Origin of the sequence: Peribacillus sp. R9-11, assembly GCF_031345095.1 — a bacterium.
GTDB lineage: Bacteria > Bacillota > Bacilli > Bacillales > DSM-1321 > Peribacillus > Peribacillus butanolivorans.
Genome location: NZ_CP133763.1, coordinates 1,681,358 through 1,705,821 on the forward strand (window position 1 = coordinate 1,681,358; position 24,464 = coordinate 1,705,821).

Annotated in this window: 30 protein-coding genes; 23 read left to right on the plus strand and 7 right to left on the minus strand. The window is 38.6% G+C overall.

From position 1 onward, the window contains the following. The first annotated feature begins 130 nt into the window (after positions 1 to 130). Positions 131 to 1,033, plus strand: a complete 903-nt coding sequence (gene ctaG / locus RE409_RS08120; protein ID WP_201181577.1) for a cytochrome c oxidase assembly factor CtaG — start codon at positions 131 to 133, stop codon at positions 1,031 to 1,033. A gap of 251 nt (positions 1,034 to 1,284) precedes the next feature. Further along, positions 1,285 to 1,746 carry a DUF420 domain-containing protein gene (locus RE409_RS08125; protein ID WP_053345207.1) on the plus strand — a complete coding sequence of 154 codons (462 nt, stop codon included), beginning with the start codon at positions 1,285 to 1,287 and terminating at the stop codon, positions 1,744 to 1,746. Between the two features lie 113 nt (positions 1,747 to 1,859). Here RE409_RS08125 and RE409_RS08130 read toward each other — a convergent pair whose 3' ends face one another. Further along, positions 1,860 to 2,222: a YugN family protein gene (locus RE409_RS08130; RefSeq protein WP_053345208.1), complete on the minus strand. Its 363-nt coding sequence runs from the start codon at positions 2,220 to 2,222 to the stop codon at positions 1,860 to 1,862. 489 nt (positions 2,223 to 2,711) lie between these two features. Here RE409_RS08130 and RE409_RS08135 point away from each other — a divergent pair, with 489 nt between their 5' ends. After that, entirely contained in the window at positions 2,712 to 3,602 is an 891-nt protein-coding gene (locus tag RE409_RS08135) for a CAP domain-containing protein (protein WP_309558805.1), read from the plus strand. A gap of 40 nt (positions 3,603 to 3,642) precedes the next feature. On the opposite strand, the gene RE409_RS08140 is transcribed toward RE409_RS08135, so the two are convergent. Further along, positions 3,643 to 4,137, minus strand: coding sequence for a PaaI family thioesterase (locus RE409_RS08140; RefSeq protein WP_201221498.1), 495 nt, complete (start codon positions 4,135 to 4,137; stop codon positions 3,643 to 3,645). Between the two features lie 134 nt (positions 4,138 to 4,271). Between RE409_RS08140 and RE409_RS08145 the strand changes: the two genes are divergently transcribed. From RE409_RS08145 to RE409_RS08160, 4 genes are read left to right on the plus strand one after another with little or no spacing between them, the layout of a single operon-like run. Then, positions 4,272 to 4,706, plus strand: a complete 435-nt coding sequence (locus tag RE409_RS08145; RefSeq protein ID WP_201221496.1) for a YlbD family protein — start codon at positions 4,272 to 4,274, stop codon at positions 4,704 to 4,706. Positions 4,707 to 4,730: 24 nt separating this feature from the next. Beyond that, on the plus strand, positions 4,731 to 4,973 hold the full coding sequence (locus RE409_RS08150; protein ID WP_053345212.1) for a YlbE-like family protein: 243 nt from the start codon (positions 4,731 to 4,733) through the stop codon (positions 4,971 to 4,973). Positions 4,974 to 5,033: 60 nt separating this feature from the next. Continuing rightward, complete coding sequence (locus RE409_RS08155; RefSeq protein WP_201181571.1) at positions 5,034 to 5,459, plus strand: hypothetical protein; 426 nt, start codon at positions 5,034 to 5,036, stop codon at positions 5,457 to 5,459. 60 nt (positions 5,460 to 5,519) lie between these two features. Then, complete coding sequence (locus tag RE409_RS08160; RefSeq protein WP_201181569.1) at positions 5,520 to 5,969, plus strand: YlbF/YmcA family competence regulator; 450 nt, start codon at positions 5,520 to 5,522, stop codon at positions 5,967 to 5,969. Positions 5,970 to 6,012: 43 nt separating this feature from the next. Here the strand turns inward: RE409_RS08160 and RE409_RS08165 are convergent, their stop codons facing one another. Next, positions 6,013 to 6,342 (minus strand): hypothetical protein, encoded by a 330-nt coding sequence (locus tag RE409_RS08165; protein WP_201181564.1) that lies wholly within the window; start codon positions 6,340 to 6,342, stop codon positions 6,013 to 6,015. 138 nt (positions 6,343 to 6,480) lie between these two features. Here RE409_RS08165 and RE409_RS08170 point away from each other — a divergent pair, with 138 nt between their 5' ends. After that, positions 6,481 to 6,756, plus strand: coding sequence for a YlbG family protein (locus tag RE409_RS08170; protein ID WP_048684554.1), 276 nt, complete (start codon positions 6,481 to 6,483; stop codon positions 6,754 to 6,756). 54 nt (positions 6,757 to 6,810) lie between these two features. Here RE409_RS08170 and RE409_RS08175 read toward each other — a convergent pair whose 3' ends face one another. Beyond that, the gene (locus RE409_RS08175) at positions 6,811 to 7,200 is read right to left on the minus strand and encodes a DUF7147 family protein (RefSeq protein ID WP_201181561.1); all 390 of its coding nucleotides are present in this window, start codon (positions 7,198 to 7,200) and stop codon (positions 6,811 to 6,813) included. 476 nt (positions 7,201 to 7,676) lie between these two features. Between RE409_RS08175 and rsmD the strand changes: the two genes are divergently transcribed. Both rsmD and coaD read left to right on the plus strand, forming a co-directional pair. Then, entirely contained in the window at positions 7,677 to 8,252 is a 576-nt protein-coding gene (gene rsmD / locus RE409_RS08180) for a 16S rRNA (guanine(966)-N(2))-methyltransferase RsmD (protein WP_201181559.1), read from the plus strand. After that, positions 8,253 to 8,744, plus strand: coding sequence for a pantetheine-phosphate adenylyltransferase (gene coaD, locus RE409_RS08185; RefSeq protein WP_053345217.1), 492 nt, complete (start codon positions 8,253 to 8,255; stop codon positions 8,742 to 8,744). A 42-nt stretch (positions 8,745 to 8,786) separates the two neighbouring features. On the opposite strand, the gene ylbJ is transcribed toward coaD, so the two are convergent. Further along, on the minus strand, positions 8,787 to 10,007 hold the full coding sequence (ylbJ, locus tag RE409_RS08190) for a sporulation integral membrane protein YlbJ (protein ID WP_201221494.1): 1,221 nt from the start codon (positions 10,005 to 10,007) through the stop codon (positions 8,787 to 8,789). Positions 10,008 to 10,320: 313 nt separating this feature from the next. Here ylbJ and RE409_RS08195 point away from each other — a divergent pair, with 313 nt between their 5' ends. Both RE409_RS08195 and RE409_RS08200 read left to right on the plus strand, forming a co-directional pair. Further along, positions 10,321 to 11,118 (plus strand): patatin-like phospholipase family protein, encoded by a 798-nt coding sequence (locus RE409_RS08195; RefSeq protein ID WP_053345219.1) that lies wholly within the window; start codon positions 10,321 to 10,323, stop codon positions 11,116 to 11,118. After that, positions 11,108 to 12,133, plus strand: a complete 1,026-nt coding sequence (locus RE409_RS08200) for a SepM family pheromone-processing serine protease (RefSeq protein WP_056526530.1) — start codon at positions 11,108 to 11,110, stop codon at positions 12,131 to 12,133. The genes RE409_RS08195 and RE409_RS08200 overlap by 11 nt, the downstream gene beginning before the upstream one ends. Before the next feature lie 125 nt (positions 12,134 to 12,258). On the opposite strand, the gene RE409_RS08205 is transcribed toward RE409_RS08200, so the two are convergent. Then, positions 12,259 to 13,467: a nucleotidyltransferase gene (locus RE409_RS08205; RefSeq protein ID WP_201221492.1), complete on the minus strand. Its 1,209-nt coding sequence runs from the start codon at positions 13,465 to 13,467 to the stop codon at positions 12,259 to 12,261. A 218-nt stretch (positions 13,468 to 13,685) separates the two neighbouring features. Here RE409_RS08205 and RE409_RS08210 point away from each other — a divergent pair, with 218 nt between their 5' ends. The 4 genes from RE409_RS08210 to RE409_RS08225 all read left to right on the plus strand — a co-directional run bounded on the left by RE409_RS08210 (position 13,686) and on the right by RE409_RS08225 (position 16,059). Further along, a complete protein-coding gene (locus tag RE409_RS08210; RefSeq protein ID WP_201181555.1) occupies positions 13,686 to 14,207 on the plus strand; it encodes a YceD family protein in 522 nt (173 codons plus the stop codon). Positions 14,208 to 14,272: 65 nt separating this feature from the next. Then, positions 14,273 to 14,446: a 50S ribosomal protein L32 gene (gene rpmF / locus RE409_RS08215; protein ID WP_034313929.1), complete on the plus strand. Its 174-nt coding sequence runs from the start codon at positions 14,273 to 14,275 to the stop codon at positions 14,444 to 14,446. Positions 14,447 to 14,598: 152 nt separating this feature from the next. After that, a complete protein-coding gene (locus RE409_RS08220; protein WP_309558807.1) occupies positions 14,599 to 15,363 on the plus strand; it encodes an enoyl-CoA hydratase/isomerase family protein in 765 nt (254 codons plus the stop codon). Positions 15,364 to 15,441: 78 nt separating this feature from the next. After that, positions 15,442 to 16,059 carry an RsfA family transcriptional regulator gene (locus RE409_RS08225; protein ID WP_309558808.1) on the plus strand — a complete coding sequence of 206 codons (618 nt, stop codon included), beginning with the start codon at positions 15,442 to 15,444 and terminating at the stop codon, positions 16,057 to 16,059. A 40-nt stretch (positions 16,060 to 16,099) separates the two neighbouring features. Here RE409_RS08225 and RE409_RS08230 read toward each other — a convergent pair whose 3' ends face one another. Then, entirely contained in the window at positions 16,100 to 16,591 is a 492-nt protein-coding gene (locus RE409_RS08230; protein ID WP_053345225.1) for an N-acetyltransferase, read from the minus strand. Positions 16,592 to 17,049: 458 nt separating this feature from the next. Between RE409_RS08230 and RE409_RS08235 the strand changes: the two genes are divergently transcribed. The 7 genes from RE409_RS08235 to RE409_RS08265 all read left to right on the plus strand — a co-directional run bounded on the left by RE409_RS08235 (position 17,050) and on the right by RE409_RS08265 (position 24,380). Continuing rightward, on the plus strand, positions 17,050 to 17,934 hold the full coding sequence (locus tag RE409_RS08235) for a 2-dehydropantoate 2-reductase (RefSeq protein ID WP_201181552.1): 885 nt from the start codon (positions 17,050 to 17,052) through the stop codon (positions 17,932 to 17,934). A gap of 4 nt (positions 17,935 to 17,938) precedes the next feature. Then, on the plus strand, positions 17,939 to 18,331 hold the full coding sequence (locus tag RE409_RS08240) for a DUF3397 domain-containing protein (RefSeq protein WP_053345227.1): 393 nt from the start codon (positions 17,939 to 17,941) through the stop codon (positions 18,329 to 18,331). A 109-nt stretch (positions 18,332 to 18,440) separates the two neighbouring features. After that, a complete protein-coding gene (bshC, locus tag RE409_RS08245; RefSeq protein WP_201181550.1) occupies positions 18,441 to 20,069 on the plus strand; it encodes a bacillithiol biosynthesis cysteine-adding enzyme BshC in 1,629 nt (542 codons plus the stop codon). A gap of 342 nt (positions 20,070 to 20,411) precedes the next feature. Further along, a complete protein-coding gene (gene mraZ, locus RE409_RS08250; protein WP_053345229.1) occupies positions 20,412 to 20,843 on the plus strand; it encodes a division/cell wall cluster transcriptional repressor MraZ in 432 nt (143 codons plus the stop codon). Positions 20,844 to 20,895: 52 nt separating this feature from the next. Then, positions 20,896 to 21,828: a 16S rRNA (cytosine(1402)-N(4))-methyltransferase RsmH gene (gene rsmH / locus RE409_RS08255; RefSeq protein ID WP_201181542.1), complete on the plus strand. Its 933-nt coding sequence runs from the start codon at positions 20,896 to 20,898 to the stop codon at positions 21,826 to 21,828. Between the two features lie 30 nt (positions 21,829 to 21,858). Further along, positions 21,859 to 22,215, plus strand: a complete 357-nt coding sequence (ftsL, locus tag RE409_RS08260) for a cell division protein FtsL (RefSeq protein WP_201181540.1) — start codon at positions 21,859 to 21,861, stop codon at positions 22,213 to 22,215. Positions 22,216 to 22,217: 2 nt separating this feature from the next. Then, positions 22,218 to 24,380, plus strand: coding sequence for a penicillin-binding protein (locus RE409_RS08265; protein WP_309558812.1), 2,163 nt, complete (start codon positions 22,218 to 22,220; stop codon positions 24,378 to 24,380). Positions 24,381 to 24,464: the final 84 nt, after the last annotated feature.

Sequence of the window (24,464 nt, forward strand, 5' to 3'; positions counted from 1 at the left end):
TTGATTAATAGCCGGTTTTCTTATGTCTCATTCATTTGTTAGGAAAATAATCCAAGTTTATCTATATTTGTTACTAATTTTTATTTTAGGTATAATGAAAGTAAGAAAAAGTTTATGACGAGGTGATTTTTTGTCTATTGATATTTTCGGCTTTCGTGCTTTGTGGAGTCCATACTATTTTGCCGCCCTCGTACTTATAACGGTTGGATATTTTTGGTTGGCGACAAAATACAGAGGGAAGTTTCCGGGTAGTTCATCGCTTTCCGTAAAGCAGGTAACTTATTTCTTAATAGCAATGTTCCTTCTTTATATGGTAAAGGGTTCCCCGCTGGATTTATTGAGTCATATCATGTTCAGTGCCCATATGTTTCAAATGGCTCTGCTTTACTTGGTGATTCCGCCATTATTTATCATTGCGATACCAGACTGGTTCTGGAGATCTTTCATAGGTTCAAGGGGAGTGAAACCGTTATTTCAGTATTTCACGAAACCCCTCGTGGCTCTTTTACTATTTAATGTCCTTTTCTCGTTGTACCATATCCCGTTAGTTTTTGACTTTATTAAAACGGGGATATGGTTTCATGCTGGCTACACGGCGATCTTATTTACAACTGCAGTTCTGATGTGGTTTCCTCTTGTTAATCAACTTCCAGAACAAGAAAGTCTATCAGGTGTTAAAAAAGTAGCTTATATTTTTGGCAGTGGTATTTTAATGACACCAGCTTGTGCATTAATCATTTTTGCTAATTATCCGATGTATGATACGTTTACGAATGCGGAATCATGGGCCAGTGCGATGGAGCTTTGCGTGCCTGCTTCAGCATTGTCCAATTTATCACTCAGTGGTCCAGAAATGTTTAATGGGCTGCCGTTACTTGAAGACCAGCAGCTTGGCGGGGTACTTATGAAGGTTATTCAAGAAATCGTTTTAGGATATGTTTTAGGAGTCATTTTCTTTGCATGGTTCAAGAAGGAAAATGGAGAGCAAAATGGGATCGATCCGATTCCTTCAGAATTTCAGACTGTAGAATAGTCGTATCATAAAGGACTTGTCTAGTAACGGACAAGTTTTTTATGATGTCATCGCCATTACGGTGCTGCCTAACGAAGACTTTAATAGGGATAAGAGGCCACCTTTTTTATAAATCGTAAAAGCTAGTGATTAGTCTTAGCTTTTCTATAAAAGTGAGCATTCTGTTAAAAATCCTTGATTTTATTGTATTTTATGATTACCTCTTATAAAATGGTAGTTGATTAATAAATATAGAGAGGACTACAATTCTTATGTCTTTACCAATCCTTCCAACGATAAGTACAGCTTTCATTGTATTAAGTGCCATCACTGTTGCAATAGGCTGGTATCAAATTAAACAGCGCAAAATCGAGACCCATAAGAAGACAATGATGGTAGCTGCAGTTTTTGCGGTAATCTTTTTCACTATCTACCTTTCACGAACAGTCTTTATTGGCAGTACGTCATTTGGTGGACCTGATGACATTAAAATTTACTATACGATTTTTTTGATTTTCCACATAACGCTTGCTACGACAGGAGCTGTTCTTGGAATTATTATGCTTACCACTGGGTTTAAAGGCAATTTTGCTATCCATAAAAAAATTGGGCCTACGACAAGTATTATTTGGTTCTTCACTGGAATCACTGGAGTAGCCGTTTATATTCTGCTTTATGTCATTTATCACGGTGGAGAAACAACATCTTTAATAAAGGCAATTCTAGGGTTTTAAAACAAAGAAAAAGCCTGGTGCAAAAAAGCATCAGGCTTTTGTTATAGGTATTAAAAAAAGAGAGAGCATCTATAGACACCCTCTTTTTTTACTGTATTTTTTGCTAAAGGCTTTTACAGGCCATTAAATTGTGTGAGTTCTTCTTTGATCTGAGCAAGGATTTTTTCACTTTGCTTCACTAATGAAGCAGGGAAGTCCTCTCCTTCGCCGTATTCAACGCCGTGTGGATAATAGTGTTTTCCTAATAGAGGAACCATTAGTTTGATGACGGCTCTGTGAGCGCCTACATCGCCTTCTGTAGCAAAGCCAAGTATTCGCAGATAGAACGTGCCTTCTTTTATTTCAAATTTACGATCGTAACTAACTCTTTCGTAATCCCATTGTTCTGCACGTATTAAACCATATTGCGGCATTAGGTCATCTAGTCGGTTTAAGTCGGCTGTGATGTTCTCGATTCCAAAGCTTTCAAATTTCACGAGTAGTACCTCCTATGTTTACATTTGAGAATTAAAATGACATACCAGGAAAATGTTATGTACATAAAATATTTAAATAATTCTCCAGTATGTTTATAATATACCATTTTATCCTATATTTTATAATAGTACGAAATGGTGGAAGTTGCAATGAACTCAAACATGGTATTTTCATCATTCACAAAAGTTACACTTTTTAAAAATAAATTAAATGGAGTGGCATTCCATTGTAAATTAGAAAATTATGATTGAACAATGATATAATCAGGAAAGAAAGATGTGAGCATTGTATACATAAATTAGATAGAGAGAGGGAGTGTTCCTCTGCGCGGGTTAGGTAAGGTAACGGTATTAATTATTATTTTTTTTGTAATCGGTATTTATCTTAATATCGGCGGTGAAGATGAAGGTAATCCCCTAATTGATGGTAACAAAGGTGTTAACCCTAATGAACATATAAATGAGAAAAGTACTTCTTCTGAAAAAGAGGTGACTGAAGCTACAGAAGGTTTGGCAGTTACAATTGGGAAAAATGCGAAAGAGATAGAAAAAGAATTCGGAGAACCTGATCGAATTGATATGTCCGCTTATGGCTATGATTGGTGGGTTTATAAAAAAGACTATAGTAATTATTTTCAATTAGCCATTGAAAATGAAAAAGTGGTTTCTGCATATGGTATAGGTGATAAGGTTAATGTTGCGCCATTTAAAATCGGACAATCCATTGATGCCATCTATTCTAGTTTGTATGTAGAACCAACTGTTGATATTGAGGTTGGGGATAGTTCCTATCGTTTTGAATTGTCGGAGGAAGATATGAACATGAGGCCTTTGATTGAACTTGGGGATATTCATGTACAGTTGTATTTAGATAAATTCTCAGGAACGGTTTCAAGTGTTCGGTTTTTGAATGATTCTACCCTTTTAAAACAACAGCCTTATGAGTTGACCTACCATGGTAAGCTTGTGAAGGTGGAGGATCTTTCTGAGAAAGACTGGGAAAAGGTGGAGGAAGGCAACGAACAGCAAATATTCGATATTACGAATATCATGCGTAGCAGATTTGATTTGAAGCCTCTAGAATGGGATGATTCTGCAGCGGATGTTGCTTACCTTCATAGCCGTGAAATGAGGGATACTCCTGAAGGGACAAAGGTCCCTGAAACAAAAGGGGATTTGGAAAAGCGTCTGAACGCAGGTCACGTCAAATACAGTGCAGCAGGTGAAAATATTGCTAAAGATTATGTGGATGCAGCGGCAGTCATGGAAGGCTGGCTAAATAGTAAGGGCCATCGGGATGCGATGCTGAATGAGGACTTTACAGGTTTGGGTGTAGGGGTTTATAAAAAGTATTATACACAGAATTTCATAAGAAAATAAAAATGGATCCCTTATGGGATCCGTTTTTATTTTCTAATTATTATATTTTCAAGATGAAAAAGTTGCCTGTCGATACCGCGCAAAGTTCGCCATCATCGCGGTATACCTTTCCTTCGACGATAATCGTTTTATTGCCTCTATGTATTAACTCACACTTACATGTTAAATGATCACCAATAGCGGGTTTTACATACCGAACTTGTATATCTGTCGTTACTGTAGCGTACCCTTCTGGAACTGTTGAGTTGGCAAGGTTCCCCATACACGAATCTATCATGGTAGCAATCATTCCGCCGTGGGTAATGTTCAATTCATTATGTACAAGTGGTGTGTTAGGCATGGTCATTGTAAGTGAGGTATCCTGTTGGCTTACATCCTTATTTAACTGCAATAGGCTTGAAATATAGGAATACTTCTTTTGTTCTCTTTTTACTTGTATTCCTGAGATTATTCCCGATAAAACGGCTAACTCTGTTTCATCTGCTGACTTTGCCAGTTTTTGAAAGTCTTCGACTAAATCCCTGAAATCTATCATGAAAATACCCCCTCATTTTCTAATATTATACTATAAGGAAATGTAATTAAATTCGGAATAGAAATGCCATGCACTTTTTATTTCATTTTAGCATATGGTGAACATAGGCGATGTCTTAGTGTGAGGTGAGAGTAATGGCAAAAAAAAAGCGCCCCTCCGTCGATGGATTTCGGGAGTTTGTCAAGGAGCATCCTTATTTAGTAAATGAAGTGAGAAACAAGCAAGCAACATGGCAGGAACTTTTTGAAGAATGGTACTTACTCGGAGAAGATCATTCACGCTGGCAGGCTGACGGCAGTGTGAATGAATCTATAGTGAAGTCTGAACCTCAATCACAGCCGGTAGAAAAGGGAGATCAAAGTACGGAGTTGATAGGTTCGTTAATGAGTGCAGTTAAAAATATGGATATGGGTCAGATACAACAATATATTACAAATGCCAATCAGGCAATTGGGGCAATACAGGGAGTGCTATCGGCTTTCCAAGGGAATAAATCAGGTGGTGATTCCAATCCGCCCCCGAAGGACAATGGGAAGAGAGCGAATCCATTTATATTTAACAAAGATTAAGTAGTGAAGAGGGGAGGGCTTTTCATGCGCCAGAATGTATATGAATTCATTCAAACAAATGAAGATATGCGTAATTACTTGAGGGTTCAACCTGCATGGTACAAAAGGTTAATGCGGAATCCACATGAAGTGGACGTATTCGAAACGGAAGCGAAATACTATTTTGAGAAGTCGATACCACATCGGGTTTCTAAATTTTCAGAAAGCGTTCAGGTTGCTTCTATGATGCTTCATATGTTTCAAGCGATGAATACTCCAGGAGAATGAAGAAAAAAAGAGTAAATTACTCCTTTTGGCGAACAATAAAGGCAAAAGGGGGACGATGATATGAGAAGATTCATTATGGTTCTAACAGTGTTGATGGCAGCGACAGGTTGTGGAAAGAAAATACCGGAACCTGAAAATTTAGGAGCAGCTCTACAAAATGTTTCTAACTTAAAAGCTGCCACCACTGTATCAACCGTCCAAAATTTGGATGAGAACTTTCAGGTGAAAACTTTTGTGAAAGGGAACTCTGTATATGTTGAATGCTACCTAAAGGATTATGGTTTTTCTGAAACAAATCCTAAACAATTGGCAACTGTGTCGGTATCTATTGATAATCAAAAGAAAAAAGATATGCGGACAGCGGCTTTTATCTTAAAGGATGTTCCAAATGGCATGCATAAGATTAAGCTGGAGATTTTAAATGGTTCAGGTAAAAAAACAGGATTACAAAAAGAGTTTGAGGTACATATCACTTCCTCTATTTAATCAAACCATTAGCATCTGATAGTAAGAAATGTTAAAATGATGGTGGAGGTGAGCTTGTTTATGCTTGCTACTATGGAAATTATCGACATTTTACAACAGGCTGACGGATTAGCTGAAATAATCCTTCATTCTGAAATAGGAGAAGAATATCTCCTTAGTTTATATAAATTACAGAGCGACAAAGAGGCACAGCAGAAGATTTCAAAGTTTACTTCTTTAAAGGATCTGTTTGAAGATGTTCAAAGGTTCGGTAAATATCATCCGGACTACAAACGTATCAATTTAGAGACTAGAGAAGCTAAACGAGATATGGATATGCATTCTACCGTTGCCCAGTTTAAGAGGGCAGAGACGGAATTGCAATCCGTTCTTGACGAAATCAGCGGACGAATTGGCCGGGCAGTTTCTGAGCAGGTTAAAACCCCTGCGGGAAATCCATTTTTTGTATCTTCAGGTGGGTGCTCAACCGGAAGTTGCGGTACTGGTGGAAGTTGTGGATGCTCTGCTTAATAGGAAAAAGCCTGGTCCTTCCAGGCTTTTTTTTATTGCAGTGTTAACTTCTAAATAGAATGCAGTCCGGACAGAGATTCCCACAGCAAAACATCTTTTGTTGTGGTACATAAAAACGGTGGCGGAATACAAATAATTGGTTTTCCTGCCGGACGAAAATGGTTTCGCAATGGAGTTGCTTGCCTCTCATTGAACGGCTTGCTGCTTTTTTTATTAAGAGAAAGAGATTATTTTTTTCGTTTTCCTTATCCTTCTGAGAATAATGAATATATATAAATGGAATGCCCGTAATTTTCTTTAGCGAGGCTTGGCTTATCTCTTCATTATCTACTAGATGTCCGATAAATTGATTCCAGATTTGGTCTAAATCCATCTCTTTTTAGGCTCCTTTCTTATTATTTATATTCATAATAGTAAGAGAATTTAGTTTATAATCTTTTTTTCTTGGTTGAAAGTACAGATTCTGCTATGCTAAACTTAGTTAAAACCTTTATAAAAGGGAGTTATTGATATGCTTGGAGCGAGACAAGGAATTATCGTCTATTTACATACATTAAAACAAGCCAAAATGCTTAGGAAATTCGGGAATATCCATTATGTTTCAAAAAAATTGAAATATGTAGTCCTTTATACAAACATGGATGAAGTCGAACCACTGGTAGAAAAGCTGAATAATTATTCGTTTGTAAAAAAAGTTGACCTATCTTATAAGCCTTTTTTGAAAGTGGAATTTGAAAACTCCAAACCAGATAAAGCGAAAGAATATGATTATAAGATGGGAATTTAAAAAAAGCTGACTCATGCGGAGTCAGCTTTTTTAATTCAGGACATCTATTTTTCTTCAACCTAATGGAGGTAGATATCTATTCATTCGTAATATACCAATCAAATGCTGATAGTATAACTCGATTTCTGCAAAGAGGACTGAAGATTTTACATCGATTTCAATAATGGATTTATCTAGTTCCTCTGCTAATTTCTCAAAAAGCTCATAGCGTTTGTTTACGGTAACATGAGGGTTCGGAATTCCTTCACGGCAAATATAAAGCGGCTGGAATTTCCCTGGATCTGTAGGTTGCATGACAACAACTAATGAAGTTACCTTTTTATCATTTATCGTAGTGTGTAGAGCTAAAAGCCTTGCAACACGATGCTTTTGATTGCGTCCTACTTCAAGCAGCTCATATATATCAGAATAACCTTGTCCAAGTTCAATAAAACGTTGAATCAATTAAACCTCTCCTAACTAACTTATTATTCATTACTTTATCATTATCTCCTTTAAAAGAGAAGGACAATTTCATTGTCTAATCATGACAAAGCCCAACGAGTAATGGAGGTTTATCAAAAAAAAAGCCCTGCAAAAATCTGCAGGGTCCTTCTATGTCTAACTTAGGACTAGAAGGCAAAGGGAGAGGAGAAACCGGAGGAAGAACTTATGGGGAAACGTAAGCCTTCTCCGCGGTTGGCAACAACACCTAATAAGGAATGTTGTTATTCACATTATTGCCAAATACAACTTAAATATTCAAAATGTAAGAGATTTATAAAAAGAATGGATGAAGAATAGGTGTTGTAATTGGGTGTAGGAAAATATAATTTGATGTTTGTCTTAGGAAGAAGGTTGGCTTTTATTATTGGCTAGATTTTTCTAATATGTTAGGATAGGAAAGTAACAGAAATTTGTCATAAAATGTGGTGAGAATGATGAGGGTCGTTTCTGGAATTTGTAAAGGAAGACCACTAAAGGCTGTACCGGGAACAGGAACCCGGCCGACTACGGATAAAGTTAAAGAATCCATTTTTAATATGATTGGTCCTTATTTCGAAGGTGGGCTCGTACTTGACTTGTTTGCTGGTAGCGGTGGACTAGGAATTGAAGCATTAAGCAGGGGAATGGATAAAGCCATATTTGTAGACCGAGACTTTAAAGCAAATCAAACGGTTAAGGCAAATTTGGAGATATGTAAGTTTTCAGAACGTGCAGAGGTTTACAAAAATGATTCAGAACGTGCATTGAAAGCTTTGGTGAAAAGGGAAATAACCTTTCAATTAATCTTTCTTGATCCACCTTATAAGAAACAAAAGCTTGTGGATTTACTTGAAGAAATACATAAAAACCGATTGCTAAGCAATACGGGGTATATTGTTTGTGAGCATGGCCATGATGTTACATTGCCTGAGCAAGTTGGTGACTTTACTGTTAAGAGAAAAGAAGTTTATGGTGTCATTGCTGTTACGATTTATCATTGGGGGAACGTAAACGAACAGGGGGAACTATGAATGTCAAAAATAGCGATTTGTCCGGGAAGTTTTGATCCAATCACATTTGGTCATCTTGATATCATTCAGAGGGGAGCGAATGTATTTGATGAGGTATATGTGGTCATTGTGAACAATTCAGCAAAAAATTCATTGTTTACGGTAGAAGAAAGGCTGGAGTTAATTACAGAAGCAACGGCTCATATGCCAAATGTTAAGGTGGATTTCTATCAGGGACTGACGGTCGACTATGCTGAAAGCGTTTCCGCGAATGCGATTATCCGAGGATTACGGGCGACTTCTGACTTTGAATATGAAATGCAGGGAACTTCAATGAACCGTTTCCTGAACAATAACATAGAATCGTTCTTTATCATGACAAAAAATCAATATTCTTTCTTGAGCTCAAGTATCGTGAAAGAGGTTGCGAAATATGGCGGTGATATTTCTGAACTAGTGCCTCCTGTCGTCCAAAAAGCCTTGACTAAGAAGTATGAGCAACAAAAAGAATAGAAAAAAGAGCATTGCCGACCTAGGCAATGCTCTTTTTTCTATTTAAGAAAGTCCTTTGAATAGTCGTTTGGCGAATATCATGATGTAAAGGGTTAAAAAAGCGAGGGTTAACAACGGGCCAAAATCAAGCATATTCTGATAAAGAGAGCTTGCACGTTCACCTGTCGATCCGCTGACTGGGAAGGCATTAAATGGGTTGCCGCTGTAATTATTGCCTTTATAGAATGGCTCCCAAAGCAATACAGTGAAAATGGATGCAAGAAAACCATGTGCTATTCTAGCTAGAAAAAATGGCATGAACCGAATGTCTGTTGCGGCTATAATACTGGCTACTTGCGCTTGAATGCTGAATCCATTGAAAGCTAGGATGAAACTTGTCATTACAGTCTGCTGAAGGAGGCTCGCATTTTCGACTGAGCTGGTTAATTTTGAGCCAAGAGTCATTTCAAACAACCCTGAAATGAACGGGAGGCTTAAAGAATCAGGGAAATTCATAATATGTAATATTCCTCCGACCCACGAGGCTAGCAGTCCGGTAATATTCATATGAAATAAAAGTTTATTGACTACCGAAAAAAGAATGATGAATCCACCAATCATTAGAAGAGTTTGGATGGAGGATAGAACAGCATCTCCAAGCAAACTTCCAAATGGTCTCTTTTCTTTTAGCCGGGTTCGATGCATCTGGCTAAAGGCTTGTCTAATGGAAGGTAGTTTGGTGATTCCTTTTGACTGGGACTTTTCCTCTTTCCAACGGTAAAAGCGCATTAAAATTCCTACACAAAAATTTCCTAGGTAGTGGGAGAGTGCAAGGATGATACCTAATTGAGGATTATGGAAGAACCCTACAGCAACGGCAACAAACAGGAATAATGGATTTGATGAATTAGTAAAGCAAACAAGTCTTTCAGCCTCAATGCGGGTCACCTGTTTCTCTTGACGAAGCCTTACGGTGAATTTGGCTCCGGCTGGAAACCCAGAGGCAAGTCCCATCGCCCAGACAAAACCGCCCACTCCGGGTACCCGAAATAAAGGGCGCATGAACGGCTCGAGTATGACTCCAATGAATCTGACAACACCAAAACTGATTAATAACTCTGAGAAAATTAAGAAGGGTAGGAGAGAAGGAAAAACAATTTTCCACCACATATTCAGCCCACCTTTGGAAGCTTCAAAAGATTCCTGGGGGAAAATGATTAAGCCAATTGTCATTATCGTGACGGTGAGAGCTAATAATACTGTTTTAGATTTTGATTTAAGCAAAGTTCAGCCTCCTCTTGAAGGGATACTAAATAAGGGCAGTTCGTTTCGTCTATATAAAATACGAACTTCCTTTTCTCTAAAAGTAATGCACAGTATGGGTTATCGATTGTAAAAACATGATAAAATGAAGATACTAGGTACTAGAAATGGCTGTAATATTTCAATTTCATTACATTGGGAGTCTTTGTTCGTGCTACCATGCTTGTTTCACTGTCAATATAAACAATATGCTTCTATAAATCTGTTTAAGACCATAACTTTGTATGAGTGTTATTTCAATATTTTGAACTTCTTACAGAGAGGGGGGATTTCTTTGTCAAAACCAAAGATTGGGCTTGCACTTGGGTCTGGAGGAGCAAGAGGCTTTGCCCATATTGGCGTGATAAAGGTGTTGAAGCAAGAAGGCATTCCGATAGATATGATTGCTGGAAGCAGCATGGGGGCGATGGTTGCTGCCTTTTATGGCGCAGGTTCAGATATTGAGAGGCTCTATAAGCTGTCGAGGGCTTTTAAACGAAAATATTATTTAGACTTTACGATACCTAAAATGGGTTTCATTTCAGGTAAACGGACAAAAGATTTAATTAGAGTATTTACATATGGAAAGAAATTTGAAGAACTTGATATTCCTGTAGCAGTGGTTGCTACGGATATAAAGACTGGGGAAAAAGTCATTTTTCAGGAAGGTCCTATTGCCCCTGCTGTCAGAGCAAGCATCTCAATTCCTGGTATCTTCATTCCGGAAAAAATCGGAAATAGACTTCTTGTCGATGGAGGCGTTGTTGACAGGGTTCCTGTTTCTGTAGTGAAGGATATGGGAGCGGATATCATAATAGGAGTAGATGTTGCTCATGTTAAACAAGATATGGAGATAAACTCTATCTATGATGTTATCATGCAAAGCCTCGATATCCTTCAAATGGAATTGGTTAAAAGCAGGGAATTTGCCTCAGACGTCATGATCCGTCCTAGGGTTGAGAAATACAGCTCGAAATCATTTACAAACATACAGGAGATAATTAGTATTGGAGAAGAAGCTGCAAGAGGAAAGATCGATCAAATTAAGCAAAGCATTGTTACTTGGAAGGAGTCATTTGAAGATGAGCCGTAAAATGTATGTACGCACTTTCCTGGTGGCCGCTATACTACTGATAGCATCTGCTCTTTATTCCCTACCTTATTATGTGTCAAAACCAGGAATGGCTAAAGAATTAGAGCCAATTATTGAGGTTTCCGGTGGTGATGAAGCGGAAGGTAGCTTTATGCTGACCACGGTAAGGATGGGCAAGGCTAATATTTATTCCTATATGCTGGCAAAGTGGAGTGATTATCAGGAAATTTATCCGGAGACATCGATTCGTAGCGAGGATGAAACCGATGAAGAATATAATATTAGGCAGTTGCATTTGATGGATGGTTCTAAAAATAATGCAATCCAAATAGCTTATGAAAAAGCAGGGAAAGAAGTGGATTACGAATACTTAGGTGTATATGTTTTGGACGTGCTAAAAGGAATGCCAGCTGCTAAAGAACTGAAGGCGGGCGACCAAATCATTCAGGTGGATAATGTGAAATTTAAGTCCGCAGAGGAATTCATGGATTACATTAATGGGAAAAAGGCTGGAGACGAAGTTGAATTAGTGTATAAGAGGGAAGAGACAGAGAAAACAGCTCATCTCTCGTTGCAGTCTTTTAAAGATGATCCAAGTAGGGTTGGGATAGGCATTTCTCTCGATGATAATCGAAGGGTCATAACGAAACCTGCCATCGCCATAGATTCTGAACAAATAGGTGGTCCTTCAGCTGGATTGATGTTTTCTTTGGAAATTTATAATCAATTAACAGAGGGAGATCTCACAAAAGGCTACGATATTGCGGGGACAGGAACGATGTCAGATGATGGAACAGTTGGCCCAATAGGAGGGATTCAGCAGAAAATTGTCGCTGCCGATAAGTCCGGAGCGGAAATTTTCTTTGCGCCAAATGAAAATGGAGCAGCTGGTTCGAATTATGAAGACGCATTGGTTGTAGCAAAGGACATTGAAACAAAAATGAAAATTGTCCCGGTTGACAATTTTGAAGATGCGTTAGATTATCTAACGAAATTAAAGGAAAAAGAAGAATAAAAAAAGCGCAAGCAGTTCATCTGTTTGCGCTTTTTTTTGTTAAATTTCGATGTCAAAAACACTGCTGAATTTCACTGCGAAATAAACTGGTGGGACTTGGCGGCCTGGGTCAACCTGTATTTTCTTTATTTGATAATAATTGGTGATTCGTATTCTCGTTTCATTAAGGAAGCTTGATATGGGTCAGGTAAGCCCAATGCATATACCTGTGCCGCCCGTAAGTCCGTTTCAATGCCATGCTTTTGATATGCTGATAGTTTAGAGATGAGCGGAACCGGCAAGCCTTTCTTGACGGTGCGAAGGTACTCCTGCCCCCGGGCATTCATGCCAAGGAGTCTGATATATGAAGGTAGATCATTGTGTATCATTTTTCCCTTTAAGGTATGTGTGAAAATATGGACGCACATCCGCTGGAGTCGTGTCCAGGTATAGCGCTTTGTCTTCATTGCGGCCATGAAGTCTGAAAAGGTTGTAGCTTGTTTTGCCATTTCCTTAAATCGGTGCTCAATGCCTTCTTCGATTTCGTAAATTTCTGCCAACTCCATGAGTGAAGAGGATAGAATCCGGTATTTCAACATAGGCCAATACATTTCCCAGTCATGTAAGGTACGGTAGGTCGATAAATAATGCTCAAGGCCGATTCTTGTTGATTGTGGAATATAGCCAGCAACAGGATCCAATTCCTGTTTTTGTTCCATGATGGCTTTCCGGATTCCTGTTGCACTTGCTATCGACTCGGAAGATAACTGTGTATCATGGTATCCGGCCGCAACCCGTTGAATCGTATAGGGTTGAATTGAAAAACCGTTTTTTAGGGCAACACTAACATATTCTTTACCAAGAATATTATTTGGCTTCGTCAAATCCAGAACATCATCATTTTGGATTATTGATTGAAAAGCCAGGGAGGCACTTGTCGGATAGCTGTTACCGGCATCCATGGCCGATTTAATGGCTGCATCGAATGCTACAGAATTGTCAGAAAGAATTTTATGTGCCGTTATGAATGGTTCAATTCGGCCATCCTCGCTTCCAAAGCAAAAAGAGTCGCAGCCAAGGTATTCCAAAAGAGAAATCGAGCCTTTTGCAAAGATCTCCGCCTTCTGGGTTGCAAAGGCATAGGGAAGCTCGATGACAAGGTCAATGCCGCCGCGTAAAGCCATTTCTGCCCTTGCCCATTTACTGACAATAGCAGGTTCACCGCGCTGTAAGAATGGTCCGCTCATAACCGCTACCACGACATCTGCCCCTGTATTTTCTCTACTTTCTCTAGCATGTAAAACATGTCCATTATGAAAAGGGTTATATTCGACTACTAAACCGCAAGCTTTCATTCCTTCACCTCAGAGAAAAACTTTGTATTTTTTCAACTTAGTGCTAAAATAGTATTTCAAGTAAAATTACTATAATGATTCTTCGTGATTTTTTGTTTAAAATGAATCATAAACTTGGATAATCAGTTAGGATGACTACATTATAGTGTAAAGAAAAAATATTGACAAACTTATAATTGAAAGCTATAATTATTTTTGTTGCCTTGAGGTGATTTCATTTGAAATGGACGATTAGTCAACTTCAAAAAATTCGGGACAAAGATTTACGGTTTGATGAACTAGTGGATGTCTTAGACATTAAGGAAAGAGACCCGCAAATTCGCGATGTTTCTCCGATTAGAGTAGCAGGAAGAGCTGATATCAACTCGACCGAGATTACTTTTCACTTGCATCTTTCAGGTGAATTAACATTACCATGCTCCCGTACACTGGTAGACGTGAAATATCCGATTGATATTGATACAAAGGAAACCTTTCTTTTAAAGGCAGAAGACACTGATTTCTACGGAGATGATGTCACTGTTGTGGAAGGCGATGTTGTAGACCTTATACCGGTAATTAAAGAAAATTTATTGCTAGAAATTCCGATGCAGGTTTTTTGTGAGGATGTCGATTCGAACGAAGCTGCTCCTCAATCTGGGAAAGACTGGGCTGTTATTTCTGAAGAAGAAAGTAAACATAAGGTTGATCCGAGATTTGCAAAGCTTGCCGACTTTTTTGACAACAATAAAGAATCTTGATTGGAACGAAAAATCGTTAATTCGATTTTTCCAGCTTTTTTATATTTTTTAAGGAGGTGGGAATAATGGCTGTACCTTTTAGAAGAACGTCGAAAACTGTAAAAAGAAAACGTCGTACACACTTCAAGCTTCAAGTACCTGGTATGGTAGAATGCCCAAGCTGTGGTGGAATGACTCTTTCACATCACGTTTGTAAAGAATGTGGAACATACAAAGGAAAAGAAGTTGTCGCAAAATAATTTCTTGACCTACTTGAAAGCTTTGCTTTCTTGATGCAACACGCTAATCAAAGCACAGAGATATTTCTCTGTGCTTTTTTTACTAAGATTTTTGGCAGAATATTTAGAATTTTTTGCAGCTTGACAGACAATTTATTGGAGAAGGTGTTTACATGAATAAGGTGCTAATTGTTGAAAAGGATGTACGCGGTTACATGAAGATTTTATTTAATAGACCGGAAAAAAGGAATGCTGTGAATTATCAATTAATGGACGAACTTGAGGCGGTTTTGTCAAAAGCGGCAAGCGACGACGAAGTAAAGATGCTGGTCCTGACAGGGGCAGGCTCTCAGGCGTTCTGTTCAGGTGGGGATTTAAGCGAGTTTCATGACCTCTACACAGAGGAAGAGGCCTTTACCATGTTATCAAAAATGGGTAAGATTCTTTATTCACTAGCGGTTTTTCCAAAACCTACACTAGCACTTCTTAATGGGAGTGCTGTCGGTGGCGGGTGTGAAATAGCGACTGCTTGTGATTTTAGATTGGCAAAAAGTGGAGTGAAACTTGGTTTTGTACAGGGGACACTTGGGATTACGACAGGATGGGGCGGTGCTTCGCTTTTACTTGAGAAAATACCAGAGCAAAAAGCGCTGAAACTATTGTTGGATGCAAAAATACATAAAGCTGAAGAAGCCAGGGAATTTGGTTTCGTAGATAAGATAATCGAAGAAGATACGAATGGATGGGAAGAATTTGTAGAAGATTTACTTGGTCATGAGACAGGAGTACTGATGGCTTATAAAAAATTATTGGTCAAGAAATGGAAGGATAGCGGGATTAAAGGAAGAATGGAAGCGGAAATTCGTGAATGTGCTAAACTATGGGCGACTGATGCACATCATGCTGCAGTCGATCGATTTTTAAACAAGAAAAAATAAATGTTACACCCTCTATATTTCTTCTATCTTTCCTAGCATGTGCATATTATGAAGTAAAACTTGCTGGGAGGTAGAGAGATGTCACTTACGAGACAAGATGCATGGACACAGGATGAGGATTTGTTGCTGGTTGAAGTGGTATTAAGGCATATTCGAGAAGGCAGTACACAGTTAAGGGCATTTGAAGAAGTAGGGAAGCAGGTATCGAGAACATCAGCCGCTTGTGGATTTCGTTGGAATTCTTTTGTAAGAAAGCAATATAGATCAGGAATTGAGCTGGCCAAAAAGCAAAGGAAAGAACAGGCTGTAAAGGAAACCGAATTTGAAATGGAAACTGTAGTAGCAGAATTCAAGACTATTGAACAAAAGACAAACGAGGAAAGGGAAAATGAATCTATTACCCTTCAGGAAGTTATATTATATTTAACGAAAATGGATGAATTAATCCAACTTGATAGTAAGGAAAAAGAACGAATTTCTGAGCGCTCACTTTTACTTGAACAGGAAAATGATCGTTTACAGGATGAAAATAGACTGCTGAAAGAAAACTTGAAAGTGGTAGAGGAAGATTATCGTGCGTTAATGCAAATTATGGAGCGGGCTAGAAAGCTCAGTGTGCTAGAAGACGAAAAGGCGAATCCGAAAGTTAGTTTCCAAATGGATAAAAACGGAAATTTGGAAAGGGTTAATAAATAAAAAAAGCGGGTGGAAATATCCGCCCGCTTTTTTTATCAGCTTATTCTTGTGTATCTATGTTAATGTTCTCTTCTTGTTTGACAAATGGGCTCCAAATTAGCGGGTTTTCTCCAAGGTCCCGGTCCATATCATAGGAAACAGCAGAGAAATCCATTTTTTTCCAAAAGTCTTGTGAATGAACTCTTGGGTTCGTTTTGATTGGCATGTTCAGACTTTTAGCGAATTCAACTAAAGCTCTTCCATAACCTTTTTTCTGATAGTTAGGCAAGACTTCAAGTTTCCAAAGAACGAGGAAGTCTCTTGTATTATCAAAATACTGGTCAAAATTAGCACTTTTTTTGTACAGACTCATCCTTGCTACAAGTTTGTCACCATAAAAGATACCGTAAAAAGGTGATTGGCTGTCATTTTCAATGATGTTACCTTCTAAATCATCGAGCATTGACAGTTCCTGTATCCCGTATTCTTTGAATTTTTTGAATTCCTCAAGCGTTTTAAAATTTACAAGTAATCTCTCCACCTTGTATTCCATAAAAAAGCTCCCCCTTAATTCTGATAAACCTCTTCCAACAATACCTTTGAAAGTACCTCAATGCTAAGTTATCATGTGGAATTCCAGCTTAAGGCATAAATCTAGTGTGGCATCAATCGATTCATCCTTGCTGACTAAATGCTTACAGCCGAGTATCCCCCGCCCTTTTTCCTTCGATTTCTCGTCGGCGTAAGATTGGAGGTATCTTTTGTTCCTATAAAGTCAAAAAAATGGCTCGGCTTTTATATCTAATATACCATTAATTTATCTCATAAAGAAGGAAATAAAACTTAGGCTGTCGTATTTATAATTCGCTCCCCTTATTTTTATAGCGAGCGGAAAAGAGCATGGGGATAGCGATGCAGGGGTTTCTTCGATCGAGGGGAGGAATCGCCGCAGGTTAAAAAAGAAAATGTGTTAAAATAGTAAATATATATCAAAAAGTAAGGAAGGTTATTATGAGAATTGGAATCATAGGGGGCGGGGCAATCGGTTTGTTGTTCGCATCTCGTTTGAGTGGGAATCATAGTGTTACTCTTTATACTCGTACAATGGAACAAGCATCCATTATAAATCGTGATGGTCTGTGTCTTATTGAGAATGGGGAAAGCCGGTTGCTGACAGGGATAGTTTCGAAGGCTATGGAAGAAGGTACATCGAGTGAAGATCTTATCATAATAACTGTCAAGCAATATCACCTTTCGCAAATCTTACCCGTTATTGAACGAATACAAGTTCCATTGCTATTCTTGCAGAATGGCTATGGACATATATCTTATTTGAAACAGCTGCAATCACCAGTCATCTATGTTGGGGTAGTGGAGCATGGGGCACTGAAACATGACCAGAATACTGTGGAGCATACGGGACTCGGTATCACGCGGGTGGCATCCTTCAAAGGAAGTCTTGATCAGCTGTCGTTATTAGATGAAAAAATCAATCGTTTTCCTTTTTCTAAGAGTGAGAACTATCACTCTATGCTGATAGATAAGCTGATCGTTAATGCAGTTATTAATCCATTAACAGCGATACTATCTGTGGAAAATGGAAAATTAATCAGTAATCCCTTTTATTATCAGCTGTTTCAGGCTCTTTTCGAGGAAATTTCTGCTATTTTAGAATTGCCAAATAAGATGGGGTCATTTGAACATGTAAGATCCGTATGCTTTGCAACAGCAGAAAACCGATCTTCCATGCTTAAAGACATAGAAAATGGCAGGAAAACGGAAATCGATGCTATTTTGGGTTATATCCTCTCGGAGGCAAAGAGGAAAGAGAAAAGTGATTGCGTAACGGCTTCTCTATATAAGATGGTTAAAGGAAAAGAGTTTCAGGGGGGATGAGGGTGTGCCGAACTTTGTATCAAGTCTTGCTGCGATTTTTATTACCCTGCCCTTTATAGGGTATATTCTATTTTTTATCGGTGCTAAACAATTCACTGGAAACCATAGACGATCCGTTCAATTTGCGATGGATATGAGTACATTGCTTTTCGTTTTATCAGTCCATTATTTAATTATTACAATTTGGGATATACATATTCTTTGGGTGATCATGCTGATCATGATTGTCAACGCATTTGTTGTTGTTCTTGTCCATTATAAGGTGAAAGAAGAAATCATTTTTCATAAGGTTTTAAAAGGTTTTTGGAGAGTGAATTTTGCTTTCTTTTTCTGCGCTTACCTACTATTATTTTCCATTGGTTTGATTACAAGTATTACGAAGATATTGACTACATAACATAGAACATAACATCAATTTTCTGCTGCTGGGCAACTTCTTTTGTTTTCTTAAAACAGAATGTTATACTCTAAAAAGAATTGTAGTTGCAGAGAAAGGGAGAACAGAAATGGAGATGAAAGATCTCGCGTTACCATCTTTAAATCGATTTGCATCGGACTATTTACAAAACCGTCTTGAAACTGAGGAGTATTTTCACTATGACCTGTCCAATCCGGACATATATCGTAATAGATACCTTGAATTGATGAACCGTTCGTTTTTACGAGGGGAGTTATCAGATTACATACAACAATACATGTCTCGTTTTCCAAGCAGTGATGCTGTTAATGGAAATATTGAAAGGTTGCGCAGTAACGATTCAGTGGTCGTGATTGGCGGGCAGCAGGCTGGTTTATTGTCAGGTCCGCTTTATACGATTCATAAAGTGATATCAATCATTAAGCTTGCTGAAGAACAAGAAAAAGAACTAGGGAAGTCTGTAATTCCTGTTTTTTGGATAGCTGGTGAAGATCATGATTTAGCTGAAGTCAATCATGTTTATGTGATGAAAAACAGTAAACCTAATAAAAAGACATACCCTTCATATCAGCCATATAAAACAATGGTTTCGGATATGGAGCTTGATACGGAAAAGGCAGAGAAGTGGTTCGAAGAAATCATTGAAACTTACGGAGAAACAGCCTTTACGAATAAACTTCTTATTGATATTAAAGAAACAATCGAGCAATCGAACACATTCGTCGACTTTTTTGCCCGTCTGATTCACGAATGGTTCCATGAATATGGCCTTTTACTTGTCGATGCTGGTGATCCGAAACTAAGGGAAATAGAAACAGGCTTCTTTGAATCGATGATTAAAAAAAGTGAACGGATTGCAGAAGTTGTCGTGGAGCAACAATCATATATGCATGCTCAAGGCTATGCAAAAATGATAGAAATGGATAAACAGGCAGCTAATTTATTTTATTATGATACAGATAAAAAAGATCGATGTTTACTCGAACGGGTAGATGGTATGTTCAGCGGGAAGAACGGAGAGGTTTCATTTTCTGAGCAGGAACTCTTGCAGATAGCCAAAGGTCATCCAGAACAACTAAGCAATAATGTCATTACTCGTCCGCTTATGCAGGAAATGCTTTTCCCGGTATTAGCCTTTATTTCTGGACCGGGGGAAATTGCTTATTGGGCAGAATTGAAACAGGCATTTGAGTTGTTTTCAATGAAGATGCCGCCAATCGTTCCGAGGTTAAACATCACGCTTGTAGAGCGTGGCGTTCAAACTGATCTTGAGGAAACAGAACTCGAGTTGGAGACCGTGTTGACTGAAGGAACCACGAATGCTGTTCGATGTTACCTTGATACTGTGAAGGATGAGACGATTGATCAATTATTCGGGCAGTTGAAATCGCAACTTGAAGATAATCATGAAAAGCTATCAGTGCACGCTGTTTCGTTAGATAGAGGTCTTGAGCCGATGTTGAATAAAAATATCGAATTCATCCAAAAGCAATTGGATTTCATGTATGGGAAAATTGGTGACCGTACTAAGGAACGCCACTCGGTTGTATTGAAAAAGTTTGAACGGATAGCAAATTCGCTGTATCCTCTTGAATCACCACAGGAGAGGATTTGGAATGTTTTTTATTACTTGAATCAATATGGACCAGATTTTGTTCGGGAAATTATGAAACTGGATTATCAGTTTAATAACCAGCACAAATTGATTTTTTTGTAGAAAAACTCACCTGATTGGATGAGAGTGGTGGGCTAATGAATTTGAATAAAGAGACTCACCTACCTTTATGAAAAATGGAAGTATAAAAATCAGCAGAAAGACAGGCGGCCAGCCTGTCTTTTTTTTGTTGGTGGCCATTTGCATGTAAGCCTTCGACAGTATTAGTGTGACTGTGTCTTAGTGTGCGTTAATTCGAGTGAAATGGTGTTGTCTTTAAATAAATTGGCTAAATAAACTTAAGGAGAAAAGAAGGGAATTTTTACTTATAAGGAGAAAGTAAAAACAAGTGGAGAAAGGTGGGGGAATGTGGTACATTGAGATTAGAATGTGGGGGTTGTGGGTATGTTCATGGGAGAGTACCATCATAACATCGATATAAAAGGCCGTCTGATTGTCCCAGTTAAATTCAGGGACAACCTTGGGGAACAATTTGTACTGACCCGTGGACTTGATCAATGTTTATTTGGTTACCCTATGGAAGAGTGGAAGCTGCTTGAAGAGAAGCTGAAAGCCCTGCCTTTAACTAAAAAAGATGCCCGAGCCTTTACCCGTTTTTTCTTTTCGGCAGCAACAGAATGCGAAATAGATAAACAAGGGCGAATAAATATTCCCACGCCGCTTACTTCATATGGCCAATTGGAAAAAGAATGTGTAATTCTTGGTGTTACCAATCGTATTGAGATTTGGAGCAAATCCCTTTGGGAAAACTATTTTTCAGCTTCAGAGGATTCTTTCGCTGAGATAGCAGAAAATATGATTGGCTTTGATATTTAAGGCTGCCCTCAGAAATAGAGTTACTCAATAACCGATTGGAAGGATGTCTAGCATGTTTCAACATACAACAGTGTTATTAAAAGAGACGGTTGATGGATTAAACATCAAACCTGATGGAATTTATGTAGATTGTACTTTAGGAGGGGCAGGTCACAGTCAATACTTGCTCTCACAGCTATCTGACAAGGGCAGACTTTATGCTTTTGATCAGGATGAGACGGCGATTCAGAATGCTAAGGCTAAATTAGAAAGCTATGGAGACCGTATTGTACTCGTTCCTAATAATTTTAAATACTTAAAAGAAGAGTTGAATGCCCGGGGAATCGAGAAAGTGGATGGGATTCTTTATGATTTAGGTGTGTCATCTCCACAGTTGGATACACCAGAGCGAGGATTCAGTTATAACCATGATGCGCCACTGGATATGAGGATGGATCAGAGTGCTGCTATTTCTGCATATGATGTTGTGAATACTTGGTCATTCCATGAATTGATGAGAATCTTCTTTCAATATGGAGAAGAAAAATTTTCTAAGCAAATTGCCAGGAAAATTGAAGCAGCTCGTGAAATAAAACCGATTGAAACAACGTTTGAGCTTGTAGAGCTAATTAAAGATGGAATTCCTGCACCGGCAAGAAGAAAAGGCGGACACCCCGCGAAACGAGTATTTCAAGCAATACGAATTGCTGTAAATGATGAACTTGGTGTCTTTGAAGATTCTTTAGAGCAAGCTATTTCCCTATTGGATATAGAAGGAAGAATATCTGTCATTACATTCCATTCACTAGAAGATAGAATTTGTAAAACAGTATTTAAAAAAGCCAGTGCCTTGCCTGACCTTCCGCATGGACTTCCAGTTATTCCTGATGAATTTAAACCGCCTATGAAATTAATCACGAGAAAACCAATCTTACCTTCAGAAGAAGAATTGGAAGGGAATAATCGTTCCCGTTCAGCTAAGTTAAGAATTGCCGAGAAACAATAAATATAGAAAAATCAGTAAGGGGGAGCATGAATGAGTTCCATAGCCAAAAAAATACAAGAACAGCAATATGAAGACCAACAGCAACAACAGACACATCAAACAGTGGTCATCCGTAAAGCGAAGATATCCATTGGTGAAGTAATCTTACTATGTGCCCTTGCTATTATGGTTACCTTTTTGGGAGTGAAAATAGTTTCTAACCAAGCGGCCATTTATGAAACGAATAAAGAGATCCAGCAAGTCGAAGTATCAATTGATAAACAGAGTAAAGTGAACGAAGATTTGAAAGTGCAGGTTGATGAACTCAGTACATACGAAAGAATTTGGAAAAAAGCTGAAGAGCTAGGGTTCAAGTTAAATAAGAATAATGTGAAGGGTGTGCAGTGATAATGCAGAAACAAAAAAATATGAAGCATGGAGCAGCCGGATTATTCTTCTTATTCGGCCTGCTCTTTTTTGTATTAATCTGCCGCTTTTTGTATATTCAGGTGACAGGCACAGCCGGTGGTGAGGTATTAGCTTCGAAAATCGACAAGAAATATGAAAGAGAACAGGTCATAGAAGCTAAAAGGGGAAGTATCCTCGATACAAAGGGTGAAGTCATTGCCGAGGATACTTCTTCCTATATTTTAAGGGCTGTACTTAGTGAAAAGGAAACTGAACATGTCAAAGACCCAGAAATGACGGCTGCTAAACTTGCTAAATATATAGATATGGATGAGCAGGACATCTATGAGCGCCTTACGAAAAAAGGGGCATACCAGGTGGAGTTTGGGAAGGCCGGCAAGGATTTGACTCAGGTTGTCAAACAGAAAATAGAAAAATTGGAACTGCCGGGAATTACATTTGGAAGAACGAATAAACGCTTTTATCCGAATGGAATCTTCGCTTCGCATCTAATTGGCTATGTAGAAAAAGATGAGAAAACCGGAGAAATGGCTGGTAAGTTCGGAATAGAAAAGTACCTCAATAAAGAATTGCAGGAAACGGATGGAAAACTGACATATGACAGTGACAAATGGGGAATTCTTTTACCGGATACGAAGGAAAAGGTGGTAGCTCCGGATAATGGTAATGATGTAATGCTGACCATCGACAAGAAAATACAAACTTTCTTGGAAGATTCGTTGAGTAAAGTGCAAGAAAAGTATGATCCCGAGCAAATCATAGCGATTGTATCCAATCCCAAAACGGGGGAAATTGTAGCGATGGGGCAAAGACCTACCTTCCATCCGACAACGAAAGAGGGGCTTACGGATACGTGGCGTAACCTTGCTATCGAAGAATCATTCGAACCAGGCTCAACCATGAAAACGTTCACCCTTGCAGCTGCTGTGGAAGAAGAGGTCTTTAATCCCAATGAAAGTTTTACTGCCGGCACTTACAAGACGGGAGCGGGCTCCATCGGTGATCACAGCGGAATCGAAAGAGGAAAAAGTATGACCTTTCTTGAAGGTGTACAACGTTCTTCCAATGTCGCTTTTGCGACATTGGCAATGGATAAAATCGGTGCAGATACCTTCCGAGAATATTTGACGAAGTTTGGTTTCGATAATAAGACGGGGATTGATCTGCCGAATGAGATAACTGGTAAAATTCAATATAAGTATAAGCTTGAAAAGGTTACAACATCTTTTGGGCAAGGCTCAACCGTTACACCGATTCAACAGATCCAAGCAGCCTCGGCAATTGCCAATGATGGAAAAATGATGCAACCGTATGTGATTAAAAGTATTTCCGATCAGGATACCGGAAAAGTATTGAAAACGACAAAACCAAAAGTATCAGGTGAACCGATTTCAGCAGAGACTGCTAAACAAGTACGTGACTATTTGGAAACGGTAATCTCTGCGAAAAAAGGAACAGGGAAAAAATATGCAATTGAAGGATACGAAGTAGCAGGGAAAACAGGTACAGCTCAGATTGCCGGTCCAACAGGCCGATATTTAGAAGGGAAGAATAACTATGTATTCTCCTTTTTAGGTATGGCTCCAAAAGATGACCCACAACTGGTCATCTATGTGGCGGTCAAAAAGCCAAACTTAGGTGCCACTTATGTAGGAGCGGATCCATTGTCTGAGATATTTAATCCTGTCATGCAAAATAGCCTGCAATATTTAAATATAAAGCCTTCTGATGTGAAAAAACAAACAGCCAATAAAATTGAAGACTATACTAATCAATCTGAGAGTTCTTCTGTTAAGGAGCTGGAACAGTTAGGATATGAAGTTAGTACGATCGGAAGCGGTCGGAAAGTTCTCGATCAATCACCTAAAGCAGGGAGCACCCTCTTACAGGGTGAAAAAATAATCCTTCGAACAGAAGGTGATATGAAAGTTCCTGATATGAAAGGATGGTCCTTACGTGATGTAATGAAATTAGCTAAGGTTGCGAAGCTGGATCTCCAAACTTCAGGAACAGGTTATGTGAGTAAACAGAATATCAAGGTAGGTAAAAAGGTTAAGGAAGGGGACTCTTTCAATGTTGAATTGTCCCAACCCGAAGGCGCTGCCGATAATTTATCAAGTAATGAGAATAAAGGGTCTGATTAAAAATATAGAATTTAAAAAAAGAGGGTGATCCAAATAGATCACCCTCTTTATTTTTTTTGATTGTTTTCTTAGTCTAGCATTGAG